Source organism: Sphingomonas silueang, from assembly GCF_040049155.1.
Taxonomy (GTDB): Bacteria; Pseudomonadota; Alphaproteobacteria; order Sphingomonadales; family Sphingomonadaceae; genus Sphingomonas; species Sphingomonas silueang.
Genome location: NZ_JBDZDK010000002.1, coordinates 142,524 through 161,314, shown reverse-complemented (window position 1 = coordinate 161,314; position 18,791 = coordinate 142,524). Strand labels below are relative to the sequence as shown.

General features: G+C 70.5%; 12 protein-coding genes and 1 tRNA gene. 10 read left to right on the top strand and 3 right to left on the bottom strand.

The features are described from left to right. Window positions 1–127: 127 nt before the first annotated feature. Together ABLE43_RS02810 and ABLE43_RS02805 are read right to left on the bottom strand one after the other, a co-directional pair. Window positions 128–1,411: a sensor histidine kinase gene (locus ABLE43_RS02810; RefSeq protein WP_348976957.1), complete on the bottom strand. Its 1,284-nt coding sequence runs from the start codon at window positions 1,409–1,411 to the stop codon at window positions 128–130. 29 nt (window positions 1,412–1,440) lie between these two features. Then, window positions 1,441–2,139 (bottom strand): response regulator transcription factor, encoded by a 699-nt coding sequence (locus ABLE43_RS02805; protein ID WP_348976956.1) that lies wholly within the window; start codon window positions 2,137–2,139, stop codon window positions 1,441–1,443. Between the two features lie 96 nt (window positions 2,140–2,235). Here ABLE43_RS02805 and ABLE43_RS02800 point away from each other — a divergent pair, with 96 nt between their 5' ends. The 9 genes from ABLE43_RS02800 (at window position 2,236) to ABLE43_RS02760 (ending at window position 17,046) form a co-directional block, all read left to right on the top strand. Continuing rightward, complete coding sequence (locus ABLE43_RS02800; protein ID WP_348976955.1) at window positions 2,236–2,811, top strand: hypothetical protein; 576 nt, start codon at window positions 2,236–2,238, stop codon at window positions 2,809–2,811. Window positions 2,812–2,954: 143 nt separating this feature from the next. Then, entirely contained in the window at window positions 2,955–6,020 is a 3,066-nt protein-coding gene (locus ABLE43_RS02795; RefSeq protein ID WP_348976954.1) for a tubulin-like doman-containing protein, read from the top strand. A 41-nt stretch (window positions 6,021–6,061) separates the two neighbouring features. Then, window positions 6,062–8,569, top strand: coding sequence for a vWA domain-containing protein (locus tag ABLE43_RS02790; RefSeq protein WP_348976953.1), 2,508 nt, complete (start codon window positions 6,062–6,064; stop codon window positions 8,567–8,569). After that, a complete protein-coding gene (locus ABLE43_RS02785) occupies window positions 8,566–9,330 on the top strand; it encodes an ATP-binding cassette domain-containing protein (RefSeq protein WP_348976952.1) in 765 nt (254 codons plus the stop codon). Before ABLE43_RS02790 ends, ABLE43_RS02785 begins: the two co-directional genes overlap by 4 nt. Beyond that, window positions 9,327–10,526, top strand: coding sequence for an FtsX-like permease family protein (locus ABLE43_RS02780; protein WP_348976951.1), 1,200 nt, complete (start codon window positions 9,327–9,329; stop codon window positions 10,524–10,526). The genes ABLE43_RS02785 and ABLE43_RS02780 overlap by 4 nt, the downstream gene beginning before the upstream one ends. Next, window positions 10,526–12,361 (top strand): formylglycine-generating enzyme family protein, encoded by a 1,836-nt coding sequence (locus tag ABLE43_RS02775; protein ID WP_348976950.1) that lies wholly within the window; start codon window positions 10,526–10,528, stop codon window positions 12,359–12,361. Before ABLE43_RS02780 ends, ABLE43_RS02775 begins: the two co-directional genes overlap by 1 nt. Window positions 12,362–12,389: 28 nt before the next feature. Then, a complete protein-coding gene (locus ABLE43_RS02770) occupies window positions 12,390–13,589 on the top strand; it encodes an SH3 domain-containing protein (RefSeq protein ID WP_348976949.1) in 1,200 nt (399 codons plus the stop codon). Next, a complete protein-coding gene (locus ABLE43_RS02765) occupies window positions 13,589–14,107 on the top strand; it encodes a hypothetical protein (RefSeq protein ID WP_348976948.1) in 519 nt (172 codons plus the stop codon). Before ABLE43_RS02770 ends, ABLE43_RS02765 begins: the two co-directional genes overlap by 1 nt. Before the next feature lie 74 nt (window positions 14,108–14,181). Further along, window positions 14,182–17,046, top strand: coding sequence for a CHAT domain-containing tetratricopeptide repeat protein (locus ABLE43_RS02760; protein ID WP_348976947.1), 2,865 nt, complete (start codon window positions 14,182–14,184; stop codon window positions 17,044–17,046). 170 nt (window positions 17,047–17,216) lie between these two features. On the opposite strand, the gene ABLE43_RS02755 is transcribed toward ABLE43_RS02760, so the two are convergent. After that, a tRNA-Ala gene (locus ABLE43_RS02755) sits at window positions 17,217–17,292 on the bottom strand. A 240-nt stretch (window positions 17,293–17,532) separates the two neighbouring features. Between ABLE43_RS02755 and ABLE43_RS02750 the strand changes: the two genes are divergently transcribed. Beyond that, window positions 17,533–18,786: a DUF2171 domain-containing protein gene (locus ABLE43_RS02750; RefSeq protein ID WP_348976946.1), complete on the top strand. Its 1,254-nt coding sequence runs from the start codon at window positions 17,533–17,535 to the stop codon at window positions 18,784–18,786. Window positions 18,787–18,791 lie beyond the last annotated feature (5 nt).

Below are 18,791 nucleotides of genomic sequence, written 5' to 3'. Positions count from 1 at the left end.
CCCGCGCAAGCGGGGTGCTGACGAAGATTCACATCGTCCAGGGGACGCTTTGTGCCGGATCATTCGGTCGGCGGTAGCCGACCGCTGAGCGGAGAGGCAATCACCCGGGGGGGCGATCGACCCCGCTTCATTCGCCCCGCGCAAGTAGTGCGAGCCTTGCCGAGGGAAAGGCAACGGTGACGACGAGCCCGCCGCCCGGCCGATCCGCGAAGGCGACCTCCGCACCGTGGAACTCCGCGATGCGCAGGACTGCGCTCAGCCCCAGTCCGGCTCCCTGCGTGCCCGCCGCCGCCGGTCCCCGCCGCAGATAGCTGCCGGGATCGTCGGGCAGACCTGCCGTTCCCATTCCCGCATCGGCGACGATCAGCGTCGCCCGCTCGCCGTCGATCCGGGTCGCGACCGTCACCTCGCTGTCGGGCGCAGTGAACTTCACCGCATTGGCGACGAGGTTGGCGACCAGCCGCTCGACCAGCGCCGCCTCACCCGCGATCGGTGTCGCTGCCAGATCGGCAGTGATCGTCACCCCGCGCTCGGCGGCGGCCGCCGTGTAGAGGTCGACGACGAGATAGGCGATGGTGTGCAGCGCCACGCGATCGGCATGCAGCGGGCGTGTGCGCAGCGCCGCGAGATACAGGATGCTGTCGAACACGTGCAGCAACCGCCCTACCTCGACCCGGCAGGCCGCAGCCAGCGTGTCGGGGTGGTCGGCGGCGTCGATCCGGCTGATCGCCAGCGCCACCGGGCCGCGCAGCTCATGCGCGAATCGTTCGGCAAAGAGCTGGAACCCGTCGAACTGGCGCTGCACGATCGCCAGGCACCGATCGATGCCGTGTCCCACGCGCCCGGCAAGGTCGGTCGCAGGATCGTCGATCCGAGCGTCCAGCGTCCCGGACTGGAACGCCAGCAACGTCGCCTCGATATGCGCGAGGCGGGCGCGCAGCCGGCGTGCCACCACCATGTGGCGCAGCAGCGCGACCGTGACGATCGCGGCCGTGCTGCCGATCAGCCACCACCAGGCATTGTCGGCGACCGCACCCATCGTCGGCACGGGCCGGGCGATCATTAGCGGATAATGGCCGTCGATCCGGGTCGCCCGGGCAAGGACCGGGCCGATCCCCGCGACGGTACCGGTGATCCATCCGTCGGACCCGGCGGCGCCCAGCCCGTCGGGCAGGTTGCCGACGATCCGTTCCCCGGTTTCGGGATCGGTCAGCCGATACAGGAACCGCTCGCCCCCGGCCCGATCGCGCGCTTCGAGCAGGGTGATGGCGAACGCGGCGTTGCCGTGCCGCTCGGCGGTCGTGAGGACCGCCAGGTCGGCGGTGATCTGCGTGCGCTGGTCGCGCAGCCACCATGTGTCCACCGCGCGCGCACTGAAATGCAGCCCGGTCAGCGCCAGCAACGCCAGCATGAGGACCGCTGCGATCGATCCGCGCGCGCTCACCCCCCGGTCGCGCCCCGCACGTCGAGCAGATAGCCGCGCCCCGGCACGGTGCGGATCAGCGGCGCGGAGGTGACCGCCTCTATATCGCGCCGCAGGCGGCTGACGGCGGCCTGGATCGGCGATTCCTGCGGCGGCAGGTTGGGAAAGCGCGACCAGACCGTCTGCCACAGCATCGCAGGGCTCACTACCTGCCCGGCGTCCAGCGCGAGGCAGACGAGGATGTCGAAGCTCTGCCCGCGCAACGGGATGCGTTCGCCCAGCCAGTGCGCCGAATGGTGATGGCGGCTGACCCGCAGCGGTCCGATCCTGAGCAGGGCGGGATCGCTGTCCCGCGCACGGCGGGCGAGCGCGCGCAACCGGGCGATCAATTCATCCGGATCGAACGGTTTGGCCAGATAGTCGTCCGCCCCGGTATCCAGCATCGCCGCGGGCGGATGCGCCGCGGCGAACTGCGTGAGCATCAGCACCGGGATGGCGACCCCTGCGTCGCGCAGGCCGCGAACGATATCGCTGCCCTTAACCGTTTGATCGGCCAAATGGATATCGGTGACGAGTACGTCGAACGCCGCGACGCGGAACGACGTGGCGAACTCGTCGCGGGACCGGAACCAGGTCGTCGTCCAGCCGACCGCAGCGGTCGCGCGATCAACCAGTTGCGCCCATTCATATTCGTCTTCCAACAATGCGACTCGCATGGCCGTCTTTCGCCAGGTGGATCGAAATCAACTTGACCGCTACGTCGGGCGACGCCGTTTTCCACCCGATATATTTTGTTGGAAGGGATTTCGCGGATGCTGTGGCCGTTATTGCTCATCGCGTCGGTGCAATGCGGCGGGGCCGATCCGGTCGCGATGCTGGCACAGGCCGATCGGCTCCGGGCCGCCGGGCACGCGCGTCGCGATCCGCAACTGCTGGTGCGCGGCGTATCCTGCGCGGCGCGGGCGTCGGGGGCGGTGTTCGACATCGAGGGCGATCCCGCGCCGATCGATCTGGCGGAGCGTATCGCCGAGGCGCGCATACTTGCCGAGGACGACGTCGCGCTGAACGCGACGCTGGATGCGGTGCCGGTCGACCGCGGGCGTGCAGGGGGCAGCACGGCCTTTGCCGGACGGGCAACGACGGACCGGCCGTGGCGGCGGCGCATCCCGTTCGACGGCGGCGAGACCGCCATGCTCTACCTGCGCACCGATGCGCCTGCGCGGATGGTCGTGCGCGATGCGGCGGGGCGCGTGCGATGCGATGCGCGCCGGGCGAGCGGGCGGGTGCTGTGCCGCTGGCTGCCCGCCGGACGCGAGGTGGTGGAGGTGCAGGTCATGCTCACCCGGCCCAAAGACCCGGATCGCGCCTTCGCGCTGTTCACCAACTGAGGCTGCCCGATCCGTCCGCGGGGGCCATGTCCTGACATCGGGCGTCAGGCGGCGGGTTGTCGTTGTCTCTGGCGCGATTCGCCGCCCATTCGTCGCTGCATCGATCCCGGTTTCTACCGGGGATATCGGCGAAGGGGGCGGCGATGAATCACCTGATGATCGGATTGGGCGGCACGGGCGGCAAGGTGATCGCAGGGCTGCGCCGTGCGATATTCCAGCAATATGGCGATGTCGCCCCGCCCGAACTGGCGGTCGATTTCCTCTATATCGATTCGTCTGTCCACGACACCGAACAGGCGACGGTGACGTCGGTGTTGCAGGACAGCGACCAACGCTGGCGGACCAACGGCCGGTCGGTGCAGTTGCTGCCGGCGCAGGTCGTGCTGCTGAAGCAGGGTAATGTCGCGCAGATCATCGAGCAGGTCGAGGATTACGGCACGATCCGGTCGTGGATCGGCGACCGCGCCTTGTGGCGATCGATCATGGCAGGTGCGCCGAACGGCATCGAGGCGGCGGGACAGTTGCGCCGGTTCGGGCGGCTGCTGGCGGCGCAGAACGTCCATGCGATCGATCAGGCGATCAAGATGCGGCTGGACGGAACGGGCGGCGTCCAACTCTCGGAATGGACGTTCCATGTCGTTGCGGGCCTGGCCGGCGGGACCGGATCAGGAACGCTGATCGACCTGATCGGCCATTTGCGTTCGCTGAGCCAGGGGCAGCGCGGCAAGATCGTGATCTATGCGGTATTGCCCGAAGAGGAGGACACGCACTGGGCCAAGGGCAATTACCACGCCAACGGCTATGCCGCGCTCAGCGAGATCAACGCGCTGCTGGCGGGCAGCTTTAGCCCGACCGACATCGCCGGGACCGGCGCGCGGTATGATTTCCGCAAGCCGATCGACAATATCTGGGTGATGTCGCCGACCAACGATCAGGCGCTACGCGTGGATGTCGGTGTAACCCTGCCCAATCTGTGCGCCGATGCGATCTATCAGGTCGTGATCGCTTCGGGGATGGCAAGGGCGCTCGATGCCGAACAGGCGACGCAGACGTCGGAACAGGGCTGGCGCGCCATGACCACCGGCGAGAACTTCCGGGGCGAGTATGAAGGCGATTCGACCGAGGCGACCGCTCCCAAGACCCGCGCCAATCGCTTCACGAGCTTCGGCATCAGCCGGGTCGCCATCCCGACGCAGGAAATCGCGGAATATGCCTCGGCGTCGTTCACCCGGCAGTTCCTGCTGCAATCGCTGAACAATGCGTGGCTCGACGGCACCGGCTTCGTCGAGACGCGCAAGCCGTTCGACGTGGCGGCGGAAGTGCGTTCGCCCGAACGGCGCAACGGATGGTATCTGTCGGACCAGCATCTGCGGATCGAAACCGCGTCGCTGGACAATGACAAGGCGACATGGCGTTCGATCGCCGACGAGTTCCGCGGCGCGATCAACGGCAAGACGACGGCGATCATCGGCGGTGACATGTCGAGCGACGGATGGCCGCGCGCGCTCGACGAATTCGCGCGGGGGTTCAGCGAACGGCAGTTCCGGCTGGTCGGGGTCTCGGAATTCTACCGCGTGGCCGAGCGCGGCATCGTCGATCGCGCGCGCCATATCGTCCACCACCGGATCGGGCCTGACCTGTTCGCGAAATGGAACGACGGCACCTGGTCGCTGCGCGACATCGCGCGCATCCTCGAGGAACTGATCGCCGATACCGGCGAGCGCATGCGCGGGTTCGACGGACGCATCGCCGAAGCGACGCGGCGTGAGGGAGAATGCGCCACCCGGCTGACGCAACAGGAAACGACGTTCCGCAACAGCAGCAAGATTTCGCCCATGCGACTGGTGCGCAGTCGCCCGCAAATGCTGGAGGCGATCGCGCAGGCCCAGTCGGAACTGCACACCGCGCGCGCCGACAAGGTCGCCTTCGGCTTTGCCCAGCGCCTGTCGAGCGCCATTCTCACCGAATTGCAGCGGCTGCGCGCCGATGCGGAGGAAGTCGCGAAGCGGTTCGCCGTCGCGCTGGAGACGGTCGAACGACGGCAGGCGGCGCGGGTGCGGGTCGATGGCAACGGCGATGCCGTGCAACTCCACAAGCTGTACGATCCCGAACATATCCGCGACGTCGTCCGGCGGCTGGAACAGGACGAGGGACTGCAACGCCTGCGCACCGCCGAGCTGCGCGGCAAATTGCTCGAGCAGCTCGGGCCGCAGCGGTCGTTCGCCGCGCTGGTGGAGCGGGTGAACGATGCCCGCATCGTCGCCACGCTGGAGGAACCGGCACAGGCGGCGGTGGAGGCGACGTTGGACGCGCTCGACAGCGACCGCGACCATATCCTGCAGGGGCGGGTCATCCAGAAGCTGTACGACGAATATGCGTCGCGCGACGATGCGCTCCGGAAATTTCTCGGCACCCAGTTGCGCCGCGCGGCGAGTTTTGCGCCGCTCGACCCCAACCAGCGGATCGCGCACGGCGTCGGCGCGATCACCCGTCGCGTGGCGGCATTCGTGCCCGCCGAGGCGGGGCTGAGCGACGAACTGCGGGCGTTCCGGACCCGGATGGTCGGCTATATCCGCTCCGCGGCGAGCGAGATTCCGGTCGATATCATCGATACGGCGGACCGCGATCACGAGATCGTGTTCCTCAGCCTGACCAACCAGTTCGCGTTGCGACACCTGCGTTCGCTGGCCCGGCTCCGCGACAAGTATCGCGAGATGGTCGACGGGCCGGACGGTGCGCGCAAGCGGCTGGAACTCCATATCGAAGGGGACGGGACGACGCTTCCGTCGCTGTTCGCGCGGGGTATCGACGAGCTGCGCGCCGACATGCGGCCCTATTGGCTGATCGGGCAGGTCGAGACGCTGTTCCGCGAGCGGACCAATCCGACGACCGGCGCGCCCGAGGTCTTCTTCGTCGTCCGCGACGAGCATGGTCGCGAACGGCCCGTCGTGATCGGTGACACCATCGTGAACGGCACGGCCCGCCTCACCGGCGACACCGCCTATCCGCTCCAGGCAAGGGTCGAACGCCATCTGGCGGGGCTGGTCCATGTCGATGCCCGCGCGGGGCTGATGGCACGGCTGGCGGAGCATCAGAACGAGGTGATGCGCCGGTTCGACTATGACGAGACCCGGCCCGAGGTGCGCGGCGCGATCGCCGATGTCGCCGCTGCCTGCGCACTGGTCAACCAGCAGCGCGCCGCCGCCTGACGGCACGGGCGAACACCCCATGACGACAACGCGAGGGCGCGATGAAAGTCCGGTGCCAGCATTTCGGGAACTGCCCCCTCCAGCTCGACGACGGGCGGGCGCACGAGGTCGAGAGTATCGAGGGCATCGGCTGCCCGCTGCACGCCGACGGCAACCAGTGCCAGGTGGAGGCGGTGCGCGGCGGCGGCGGTGGCGCGGCGCTCACCCGTCGCGCGCGGATCGCGGCATTGGCGGTGGTCGGCGCGGGGCTGGTCGGCGGGATCGGCTGGGGCGGCTATGCGCTGACGGCAGGCGCGTTTTCCGGCTGCGAGGTCAAGGACGTCGAGCAGTTGATGGCGCTCGACCCCAAGGTCGGCGAACTGGAATCGAGCGGCATCGACTGTTTCGACGCCGGGCGGCGCGACGGTGACGTCGGCAAGCTCGTGGCCGGGACGACGGCGCTCCGGATGGCGGCGGACAAGGGATCGGTCGCGGCGGCGTTCCAGTTGGGGCGGATGCTCGATCCGCTGGCGCGGCCCGCGCTGGAGGAGGATGCCGCGCGGGTCGGGCTGCTGCCCGCGCCCGATCCGGCCGAAGCGCTGCGCTTCTATCTGAAGGCGGGCGCCCATGCCGGCGCGCCCGAAGCCGCGGCGGCGTTGCGCGCGAAATTCCCCGAGTTGCGTGCCGATGCGACCGGGCGCGACGGCGCGCCGCTGGCCATGCCGGGCCATTCCGGCCTGTACCAGCGGGTCCTCACCAAGCCCGGCGCGCTGCTGGCGACCGCGCCCGGCGGGACGGGGGGCGCACCGCTGCCGACGTTCGACATCCTCTATGTCTTCGGCGCGCGACCGGGCTGGCGACAGGTCGGCCACACGCTGGAAAATGGTGCCGAAGGCTGGGTCCGCGAAGAAGCGGTGCAGCCGTGGAACGTCATGCTCGTGATGCAATATGCTCCGCAGGGCGGCCGCCTGCCGGTGCTGTTCTTCCAGGACGAGACCGCGCTCAAGGGGCTGCTGATCGGCGGCGATCCGGCGGGGGAGGCGGACGCCATCGCCCGGTCCGCGGCGACCGCCACCCCCGATCCGCGCCTGCTCGGCGTCGAGGAGCGGGCGGTCGACTGGCAAACGATGCCCTATGTCATGCCGGTGCTCAAGGCATCGCCGGTAACCGCGAACGACGGGCGTACGGTGTATCTGGCCAATATCGCCTCGGTCGCCGGACAGGGCGCGCGGTCGCCCGCCGCCGCGGGGACGCCGGGCTATTGCGCGGGCAGCGCGCTGGCGTCGATCGTCCACGAGATCGTGTTCGTCATCGACACGACCGCATCGATGGGTCCGTATATCGACGGCGTACGCCGGATCGCCGCGACATGGCGCGACGAGATCGCGAGGCGCGGCCTGAAGGACAAGTTCCGCTTCGGCGTCGTCGCCTATCGCAACAACATGGACGCCGAACCGCAGCGCAGCGGGCTGGAATATGTCACGCGGGTCGCGCTGCCCCTGTCGCCGCAGGCGGATGCCGACCGGTTCGTCGCGGCGATGGACACGCTGAAGCCGGCGACCGTGTCCACCCACAGCTTCGACGAAGATGCCGTCGCCGGGTTGCATGAGGGGCTGGGGTTCGACTGGCGCCAGGGGTGCGGGTTGCGGATGCTGTTCCTCGTCACCGACGCGGGGGCGCTGCGGTCGGACGATCCGCATGCCCGCCACCAGGGCATCGGGCTGTCGACCATCGCGGCGCGCGCGGCGGGGGACGGCATCTCGGTCCTGCCGGTCCATATCCGGACGGCGGAGGCGCGCGCCGCGCGCAATATCGACGGGGCCGCACAGCAGTATCGCACCGAATTGCGCACCGATGGGGGAACATCCTCCTATCGGCTGATCGAGGGCGGTTCGTCGGCGGCATTCGATGGCTATCTGCGTGACGTGGGGACGCTGATCGACGCGATCGCCGCCGAACGTCGCAACCAGACGGTCGCCCGCCCGGCGATCGCCGCCGCCGACACGGCGGTGTCGGTCAAGGACATGGTGCTGGGCAAGCTGTTCAGCGTGCAGCAGCGTTTCCTCGGCGCGGCGGCGCAGGTGAGCGCCCCGACCTTCCAGTCGAGCTGGACCAGCGACCGCGATCTCGCCAACCTCGATCATGCCGCGCTGGAGGTCAGCGTCTATCTGACCCGGCGGCAGTTGAACCAGCTCGCCGAAAAGACCCGCAGCCTCGTCGCCAACGCCACGCTCGCGCGGACGGGCAGCGCCGAGTTCTTCGACCTGCTGCGGACGCTGTCGGCGGCAACGGCGCAGGACCCGCAACGCTTCACCGGCGAACGCGCGGCGCTCGGCGCGCTGATGCCGTCGTTCCTGACGCTGCTCCCCTATCGCAGCGATGCGCTGGCGCTGACCGCCGCCGACTGGCGGGCGATGGGGCCGTCGAAACAGGCGGCGTTCGTCCGTCGCCTACGCGAGAAGCTGTCCTATTATGCGATCCTCGATGGCGACCAGTCGCGCTGGCGCGCGATCGGCAGTAGCGATCCGGCCGAACTGGTCGCGCTGGTGCCGCTCCGGGAACTGCCGTGACGGCCGCGCTGCTCTGCTCGATGCGCGAGACGGCGGTGCGCGTCGGTGAATCCGCCGAGCGTTTCACGCTGGCGATCGATGCGTTCGACGTGATGCGCGGCGAACGGCTGGCGATCGTCGCGCCGAGCGGCTCGGGCAAGAGCCTGTTCCTCGAATGCCTCGCGCTGATGCGCCCGCCGTGGAAGAGCGCGCGCTTCGACCTGCGGGAGCGGGGCGGCGGCTGGCTGGACGCGCGCGGGGCATGGGCGGCGGACGACCGCGCGCGGCTGCTGCGCCACCGCCGGACCGAAACCGGCTTCCTGTTGCAGGGCGGTGGGCTGCTGTCGGCGCTCAGCGTATGCGACAATCTGCGGCTGCCCGCGCGGATCGCCGGGCGCGATCCGGGGGCAGGCGCGCGGCTGTTGGCGGCGCTGGGGATCGGCGACCTGCTCGCGCGTCGTCCCGCCACGCTGTCGGGCGGGCAGCGGCAGCGGGTGGCGCTGGCGCGCGCCGCCGCGACGGGGCCCACGCTCCTGATCGCCGACGAACCGACCGCCGCGCTCGATCCCGACAATGCCGGTCGCACCCTGTCGACGATCGCCGGGCTGGCGGCGGACGGCGCGGTGGGCGCGGCGGTCATCGTCACGCATGACGGCGCGATGGCGGCGGCGCACGGCTTCGAGACGCTCGGCATCGCGCTGGACGGCGCGGGGGCGAACCGGACCGGCTGGTTGTCGCCGCGCATCGCCGCCGATGCCGGTGATGCGGAGACGGCGCGATGATGGCGATCGCGGCCGAGCTGGCATGGAAGGACTGGCGCCATGAATGGGCGATGTCGCTGTGCCTTGCGATCGGGGTCGCGGCGGCGGCGATGCCCCTGCTGCTGCTGCTCTCGGTTGGCGGCGGGATATTGCGGCAGATGTGGGACGAGCTCGACCGCCACCCCGCCAGCCGCGAACTGATCGCCACCGGCCAGCCGGTGGTACCGCCCGCCCTGATCGAGCGGCTGCGTAACCGGCGCGACGTGGCGTTCGTCGCGCCGCAGACGCGACTGCTCGCGGCGGGGGCGGTGGTGCGTGCGCCGAACGGGGACGGCGCGGCGGTGGACATGGTACCGAGCGGCGCGGGCGATCCGCTGCTCGATGCGCCGTGGCGACCCGGCACGATCGCGCTGTCCGACGCGGTTGCGCGCAAGCTGGGTGTGGGACGCGGCGATGCGGTGACGCTGTCGATCGAGCGGGTGCGTCGCGACGGTACCCGCGAACAGGCGCGCATCGCGGTGCGGGTGGTGCAGGTCGCGGCGGCGCAACAGGCCGACAGTTCCCGCGCGTTCGTCCTCGTCGATCCTGCGCTGCTGCTGGCGAGCGAAGTGTGGCGCGACAGCGACGACGATCGCCCGCTGCGCGCGCTGGTCGCAGCGGGCAGTCGTCCGATGCGGTACGCCGGCCTGCGCCTCTATGCCCGCACGCTGCATGATGTCGCGCCGTTGCGTACGCTGCTGCTGGACCAGGGGATCGCCACCGACAGCCGGATCGACGCCATCCGACTGGTCGCGCGGCTCGAGCGCGGACTGGACATCTTCCTGCTGGTGATCGGGGCGATGACCGCCACCGGCCTGGGCCTTTCGCTCGCCGCCGCCGAATGGAGCTGGGTCGAACGCAAGCGCCGCGATTTCAGCTATCTGCGGCTGATCGGCCTGCCGCCGCATGCGTTGCGCGCGGTGCCGCTGGCCCATGCGGTGCTGGTGGTGTCGCCGGGGATCGTGCTGGCCGTGCTGCTGGCATGCGGCGGGCAGGCGCTGCTCAACATGCTGTTCGCCGGGCAGTTGGGAACGGTGCAGGGGTTGGGGCGGATCGCGGCGGGCGACGTCGCGCTGGTCGCCGGGATCGCGCTGGCGGCGGCGCTGGCGGCAGGGGCGGCGGCGGCGGCCAATGCCGCGCGGACCTCGCCCATCCTGGCGTTGCGGGGGAGCGAGTGATGCGGCGGTGGATGACGGCGGCGGCGGCGATCGGCGCGGTGCTGACGGCGGCCGGATGCCGCGATCGGGGCGGCGGTGGCGGCAATGCCGCCACGGCCCGCGGCGGGGTGAAGAGCTGGTGCCAGATCGACGATCCCGGCATGGTCGAACACGCCCGCCGCGCGGCGCGGGCGGCACGCGACGTCATTCCGACGCTGCCGTGCGCGTCCGAACGCCCCGCGGCCGAACGGCCCGATGAACTGGTACTGCCGATGCCCTGCGGGCGGCGGATGGTGTTCCGCGCGGTACGGGTCGCGACCGGCGACGCGCTGGACAGCGAACGCGCGCTGTTCGGCGATGCGGACGCCGCCGATCCGCTGCGCAAGGCGGTGAGCGGCAGCTGGTGGGGCGAGGTGGCGGGGGGATTTCCCGGCAGCGCCGACGGATCGGGCACCAGCCTGTATTACATCGGCAAATATGAAGTGACCGAGCCGCAGGCGAGCATCTTCACCGGAGGGGCGCCGGATGAGTCCTATGCCGACGGTTCCGCCGCATGTGCCCGTGCCGAAGCCGCGCTGGCAAGGACCGACGGCGACTGGGTGTTACCGGCGACCGGCATCGGCTGGGCCGACGCGGTCGCCTTTGCCGATCGCTATTCGCGCTGGCTGATCGCACGGGAGAAGGCGGGTGGCGGTCCGGGCAGCCTGCTGCCGTCGAACGGCGCGCGGCCGGGCTATGTCCGCCTGCCGACCGAGGCGGAATGGGAATTCGCCGCGCGCGAAGGACGCGAGGCGTCCGACGGCGGGCGCGGCCATGGCATTCCGGCGGGATGGGGACCGGCGGACGGTTCTGCCGACCTTGCCGCCATCGGCTGGTTCGCGGGCGTGGGTCAGGCGCCGCCAGACGGCAGTGCGGTATATTATGTCGGGCAGAAGGCCCCGAACCGCCTGATGCTGTTCGACATGGTCGGCAATGCGGAGGAGTTGACCGCCGACCTGTTCCGTCCGGTCCGCCCCGACGGATCGGTCGCAGGTCGCCCCGGCGGTGTCGTCGCGCGCGGCGGCAGTGCGGCGGACGCGCGCGATCTCGTCGGCGTGGGGAGCCGGCGCGAGGTCGAGATCTACGACACCGACGGCGCGGTGCGCCAGGCGACGCTCGGCTTCCGGCTCGTGATCGCCGCGCCCTATCTGGTCAATGCGGGCGGCGCGAACGGCGCGGAGATGCAGGGCAATCCGGCGTTGCAGGCCGGGGTTGCGCGCGCATGGGAACAACGTCGGGCGAACGGGGCCAATGCGGGGCAGGCGGCGCGCGCTGCTGCCGGGGCGATGCTCGACCGGTTGCAGACGGTACCCGCCGCCGATCCGGGCACGGCCGCGGAACTCGGGCGCATCCGCGGGCAGCTCGAACTCGCATCTGCACAGGTCGCCGAACGCGAGCGCGGCGCGACGCAGTCGGCGGTGCTCGCCGCGCTGCTGGCGGCGGGCTATGCGCGCGAACGCGGGCTGAAGGTCGCGCAGGTCGACGATCTGCTGCGCCAGCGACAGGGCACCGCGACGCCGCTGTCGGCGGAGGAGCGGGCGGAGGTCGCGCGCATCGCGCAGCTCCGGCCGCAGAACCTGCGCGAACGGGATTCCAGCTACGACTATTATGTCGCGACCGTGGTGCAGCTCGGCGGGCGTCCGGCGGCGGAGGTCGATCAGGCGCTTGGCGTCGTCGCCGACCGGCTGGCGCGGGCGGGCCTGACCCGGCTGGCGCGGTTGTTGCCCGCGCTGGCGCGGCATGTCGCCGAGGCGCGACAGGGGCCGCCACCCGCCGCGCGCCGGGCCGGATGGATCAAGGGCATCGAAACCGCCTGACAGGCGCATTCGCAAGGGGGGACTGGCTATGACGAAGATGGGTGGACGGGCCACGGCGTGGCTGGTGACGGCGGCGTTGCTCGCAGCACCGCTCCCCGCGACGGCCGCGCCGAATGTGGTAGCGGGCTTGGCGCTGGCGGGATCGGCATCCGATCCATGCGATCGCCACCGGACGCCGTTCCGGGCGATCCGGGACTATCGCATGGGCCAGGTGATCGGCGGGGTCGTCGCAGGGATGGCGCTGGAGGGGCTGCGCGCTATCCTCAACGGCGACAAGGTGCGTCCGGGCAATGTCGTGATCGCCGGGATCGGCGGCGGGGTGGTCGCCCACTTCCTGTCGGCCAAAAAGGCGGCCGCCAATCGGGAGGCGCTGCAGGCCGCGCTCAACGCCGATTACCGCGACGACATGGCGCAATTCTCGCCGCTCGCCGCCGCGCTCGCCGATCTCGGCAATTGTCGTCGCCAGCAGATCTATGCGGTGCAGACCCAGTATGAGGCACGGACGATCGACCAGCGCAAGGCGGCGAAGGCACTCGACGCGATCGAACGCGACATCGCCGCCGACAACCGCATCATCAGCGGTGCGGCCAAGCGGCAGGTGAAGGTCATCACCGCCTATGCGCAGGAAACCGCCATGGCCGACGGCCAGGACCCTACGGCGGTCGGCGAACGGGGCGAAGCGATCCTCGAGGAACCCGGCATGCGCGACGCCGCGTTCGAGGCACCGATCGATGAGCAATGGGTCGATGCCAGGGGCGTCGACATCACCCCGCCCATGATCCCCTTCGCGCGCCGCTATGTCGTCGCGGCGAAGGGCACGCCGCTGCGTGCGCAGGGCATGGCTGCCGCCGCGGTCGTGCGGACCCTGCCGCGGGGCGCGGCGCTCGACGTCGTGGCGGGCGATGGAGCGTGGCTGGAGGTGCCGGGCGAGGGCGCGAGCAGCTATGTTGCCGCCGCCGACGTCGCCATTTCGCCGCCGCCGCGGGTCAAGCCGCCCGCGCCCGCCGCAAACGCGTTGGCGAACCGCCCCGGACGTCGCAAGGCGTTGCCGCCGGGAGCAGGGGTTCGCCGCCTCGCGGTGCGTCCGCCGGTTCGCCGCCCGGTGACGACCCGCGACCAGCCGAAGGCGGCGGTGGCTGCGCGGACATCCTTCGTCCGCGTCGCGGCGGCGGACAGCGCCGCGACCGCCGAACAGCTGCGCGCCGCGCGTCTGCGGCTGGAAAGCTGATGGACCGCGCGTACGGGATTGCCGCGGTATTGCTGCCGGTGATGCTTGCCGGATGTGCCTCGCCCGGTACGGCTGCGATAGAAGCCGCGGTCGAACGCGGCTGGCAGCAGGATGTGCTGGGCATGGAGGTGGCATGCGGGCTGGCGACTGCCGAGGAGGTGCGCGGGCTGCGCACGGTCCGCAACACCCGCACGGCGGCGATCGATGCCGTCGAGGCATGGGGCGGCGGTACCGCCCGCGCGCTCGCCGAACGCGCGGTGGGGATCGCGGCGGCGGCGGGTAGCGATCTCGCCGGCCCCGGCGCGCAGGGGCGGCAGGTCGAACTGCTCGCCGCGCGCGCCTGGGACGTGACCAACCTCGAGGTGCTGGAGCGTCGGCAATCGGGGGACGGCGTGGTCGTGCGGGTCCGCTACGACGTGTCGGCCGAAGTCGGCGGAACGCGCGAATCGGTCGCGCGCGACGTCACCCAGCTCGTCCGCCTCGAACGCCGCGACGGCGACTGGACGGTGGCGTTATAGGCGGGCTTCGCGCAGGATCATTGCCGTAACGAAACGAATGCGACGAGGATGCGATGCGGTGGTGGAGCGGTCGGATGGCGATGGTCGTGCTGGCGACGGTCCCGACTCCCGCGGCGGCGCAGGACGCGCCCGCGACGGTCGCGGTACCCGCCGCCGCCCAGGAGGCCCTTGACGCCGGACGATATCTCGCCGCCGCCGCGCAGCTCGAACAGGCCGCCGGTGTCTGCGCCGCGCGGTTCGGCGACAGCGGAGCCGCGGCGGCCCCGTGCCTTGCCGTACTGACCGCGTGGATCGACGCGCTGCTTTCCGTGGAACAGTCGGCCAAGGCGGAGGCGGTCGCGCGACGCCGACTGGCGATCGCCCGGGCCCGATTCGGCGAGGTGCATGGCGAAACCGCCTCCGGCTATTCCGACCTCGCCGTCGCGCTCAAGCAACTCGGTCGCCGCCGCGAGGCCGAGGTTTATACCCGCCGCGATCTTGCGCTGTCGCTGCAGATCCATGGGCGGATCAGCGAGGATACGTACATCTCCTGTTCCAACCTCGCCAGCAACCTCGACGCGCAGGGGCGGCATGACGAAGCGGTGCCGCTGCGGCGCGAAGCGCTGGCGATCACGCAGGCGCTGGCGGGGGGCAGCGACCGGGTAACGGCGGCGACCGCAGCAGCATGGTCCAACCTCGGCTTCACGCTTCAGAACACGGGGGCGTATCGCGATGCGGTGGTGGCCTATCGACAGGGACTGGCGCAACGGCGTGCGGTGTTGCCGCCGCATCATCCGCTGATCGTCCTGACGCTGTCCAACCTCGCGACCAACCTGCAGGCGCTGGGCGATTTCACGGAAGCGCGGGCGCTGCTGGAAGAGGCGCTGGACCATGACCTGGCGCTGGGCGGCCCGGCGACGGTGCGGCAGGCCTATACGTTCCACGCGCTGGCGCGCAATTCGCTGGCGGAAGGGCGCGCCGAGGCGGCGCTGGCGCAGGATCGACGCGCGCTGGCGATCTTCGATGCGCTGGACGGCAGGCGTACGGGGCTCAGCAGCGGTGCGCTGTCGGGTATGGCGCATGCGCTGGCGGCACTGGGCCGCCGGGTCGAAGCGGATGCGCAGTATCGCGCGGTGCTGGGGATCGAACTGGCGCTCCAGCCGCCCGATCCGGTCCGGGTGGCGAATGCCCGGCTGTCGGTCGCCGAATCGTTGCTGGCGCTCGGGTTGCCGCGGGATGCGGCGCGTGAAGCGCGACTGGCGCTGCTTGCCCCCGATACCGGCCCGGTACGCCGCGCCGATGCGCACATCGTTCTGGCAAAGGCGGAGCATGCGCTCGGCCGGATGGAAGCGGCCGCCGATGGCGCTCGGGCGGCGTTGGCCGCGCTCGATACGGTCGGGCTAGCCGACGGCGACGCGCGGATCGAGGCGCTGACCCTGCTGGGGCGCGTCGAGCTTGGTGCGTCGGCCACCGCCACGCAGGGGCGTGCCCGGATCGACGCCGCCGCGGCACTGGTCGTCGCACGCGCCGCACGATTGCGCTGGTTCGACATCGTCGCGCACCGGTATCTGGCGGATCGGGCGGCGGTGTTCGGCCTTGCGGTCGCTGCCCGCTGGAACGGTGCCGGGGCGGACGGCACGACGTGCGACACGGCGTGCGGCTATGCGTTCGTCGCGGCACAACGCGGCAGCAACCTCGCGGCAGCGACCGCGCTGGTCCGTCGGCGCGATATCCCGATCGGTCTGGCGGAACTGAGCGACGAGCACGACCGGCTGGTCGCCGAGCGCGAACGGATCGATGCGGTGCAAGCGAGCGCGGTGTTCGATCCGGATGCGGCGAACCGCCGTGCCGCGCGCCGTGCGGCCATCGACGACCGGTTGGCCGCGATCGATCGTGCGGCGGCGGCCTTTGCCGGGGCGCCGGTCCGCCCCGAACCGCTGACCCCGGAACAGGCGCAGGCGCGCCTCCACCCGCGACAGGCGCTGCTGCTGGTGTTGCCGGTACAGGATGCGACGTTCGTGTGGACCGTGACCCCGACGCAAGCGACCTGGCGACGGATCGCGTCCCGTCCACGCGCCGGGCCTGCGCGACGGTGGACCGATGGCGGGGTCGATCGAGCGTGGGGGCAGGGGGTGTTGCAGGACCTCGCGCCGCTGCTGTCCGGAGTCGACACGCTGTTCGTCGTCAGTTCGGGGGCAGCGGCGCAGGTGGCGATGGCGGCGCTGCCGGTCGACGGCGACCTGCTGCTCGGCGAGCGGGTAGGGCTGATCGCCTTGCCCGGCGTGTCGCAGATGAACGATTCCGCGGTGCCGCGGCGGGCGGGCGGCTTTTTCGGTATCGGCGCACCGGTGAACACGCTGGGCGCGGGCGACGTGCCGTTGTCGCCGCTGCGCCATGCTGCTGCCGAACTGGCGACGGTCGGCGCGCTGTTCGCGGGTCGCGCGACGGTGCGCACGGGACCGGCGGCGCGCGAGGCGACGCTGGCCGATGACCCGGCGTTGGCAACGGCGTCGCTGGTCCTGATGTCGACGCACGGGATCGAACGATCGATCGACGCCCTTGACGAACAGGGGCTCGTACTCGAACCGGGCGGTGGTGCGGACGGCTTCCTGACCGCGGGTGAGATCGCGCAATGGCGGCTGTCGGCCGATCTGGTGGTACTGGCAGCGTGCGATAGCGCCGCACCGGACGCTACGCTGTCAGGCGATCCGCATTCCGGCCTTGCCCGTGCGTTTCTTCAGGCTGGCGCGCGGGCGGTGCTGGTGTCGCAGCGCCCGGTGGACGACGCTGCGACCTCGCGCCTCATCGTCGCGCTGTTTCGCGCGCTCGCCCGCGACGCGACGCTTCCCGTGTCACAGGCACTGCGCGCGGCGATGGTGGAGGTCCGCCGCGCGGACGGGGAACGCTTCGCCGATCCGCGCGCGTGGGGCAGTTTCGTGCTGGTGGCGACTGCGCCGTGATGTCGCGCCGTGTCACACGCGCTGTCCGGCACGTCTGCCCGTCCGGCGGAACCGTCATCCCTCCGCCCGGCGATGCGCCGGTGTAGATCGGCCACGACGCCGCGTCGCGCTGACGACGACTAAGGATGGAATAAGAATTGGTCCGCACCAAGGGTGCGGTCCGGGCGGGGTGGTGGAGCTGAGGGGAATCGAACCCCTGACCTCTGCAGTGCGATTGCAGCGCTCTCCCATCTGAGCTACAGCCCCGCCCCGTCGCCCGGCAGTGCCGGGGCCGTCGCTGTAGCCGCGACGCAGCCGCGATGCAACGCCTCTTCGCGCATGTCCGCCAAAAATCCTGCGCCCAACCGCCGGTCGTCGTCGCGGTGCCCTTTGTCGCACCGGGGCGAAACGATCGGAACCAACGTCGCAATCGGCCTTTGTTGGCGTACGACGCAGCCGATGCACTGCTGCGCCGCAACAATAATGTGCATTTGCAGGAGAATCCCGATGGGGTACGATCGCTATACCCGGAATGACGATGGGTCGAACAACGACCGTTTCCGGAATGACAACCGCTGGAATGACCGCGACGATCGTTCGGATCGCGACCGCGGATATTATGGCGGCAGCGGCGGATCCTATGGCTATGGTGGCGGATCGTTCCGGAACGATGATCGCGACGGCCGGGACAATTACGGTCGCGACCGCAACTATTACGGATCGAACCAGCGCTATGGCCAGGATCGCGACCGCGGCACCAGCTACGGCGGGTACGGCCAGCGCGACTATGGCCAGCGCGATTATGGCCAGCGCGATTCGTCGCGGGGCGGCTATGGGCAGGGCGACACCTATCGCGGCAGCTATGCCAGCGACGGCCATCGCTTCACCGACTATCGCGGCGACGACCGCGACCAGTATCGCAGCCGCGACCGCAGCGACTATCGCGGCGACCGGCGCGACCGGATGGAATATGACGCGGAGGATCGCGGTTTCCTCGCCCGCGCGGGCGACGAGGTGCGGTCGTGGTTCGGCGACGAGGAGGCGGAGCGCCGCCGCGAGCGCGACCAGCGCTACGATGAGCAGATGGCGCGCTACGACGATCGCACCAACGACCATGCCTATCGTTCGTGGCGCGATTCGCAGGTCAGCGCGTTCGACCGCGACTATGACGAATATCGTCAGGAGAATGCGACCCGCTTCCAGAACGAGTTCACCGCCTTCCGCACCGAGCGCCAGACGCAGCGCGACAGCCTGAACCGCGTGAAGGAGCATCAGGAAGTCGTGGGGTCCGACGGCGAGCATGTCGGCACCGTCGACAAGGTGCGCGGCGACCGCATCATCCTGACCAAGAACGATGTCGACGCGGGTGGCCACCACCATTCGATCCCGTCGCGCTGGGTCGAATCGGTCGACGACAAGGTGAAGCTGCGCAAGACCAAGGCCGAGGCGCAGAGCGCATGGCGTGACGAGGAGCAGAACCAGGCGCTGTTCAACGATCGCGGCCAGTCGCAGCAGCGCAGCAGCTATGGCAGCGACCGCTTCGGCAGCAGCGACGACCAGTCGCGCGAGCGCAGCCGCTACGGCGCGTCGGCGACCACCGGCGATGCGCTGGGTGCGGGCACCTCGACCACGGCGGGCACCGGCATCGGCGGTTCGACCACCGGCACGACCGGGTCGACCACCGGGACGACCGGATCGACCACCGGCACCACGAGCGGCAGCGATACCAATCTCAATCGCAGCTTCTCCGGCACCTATTGATCGTT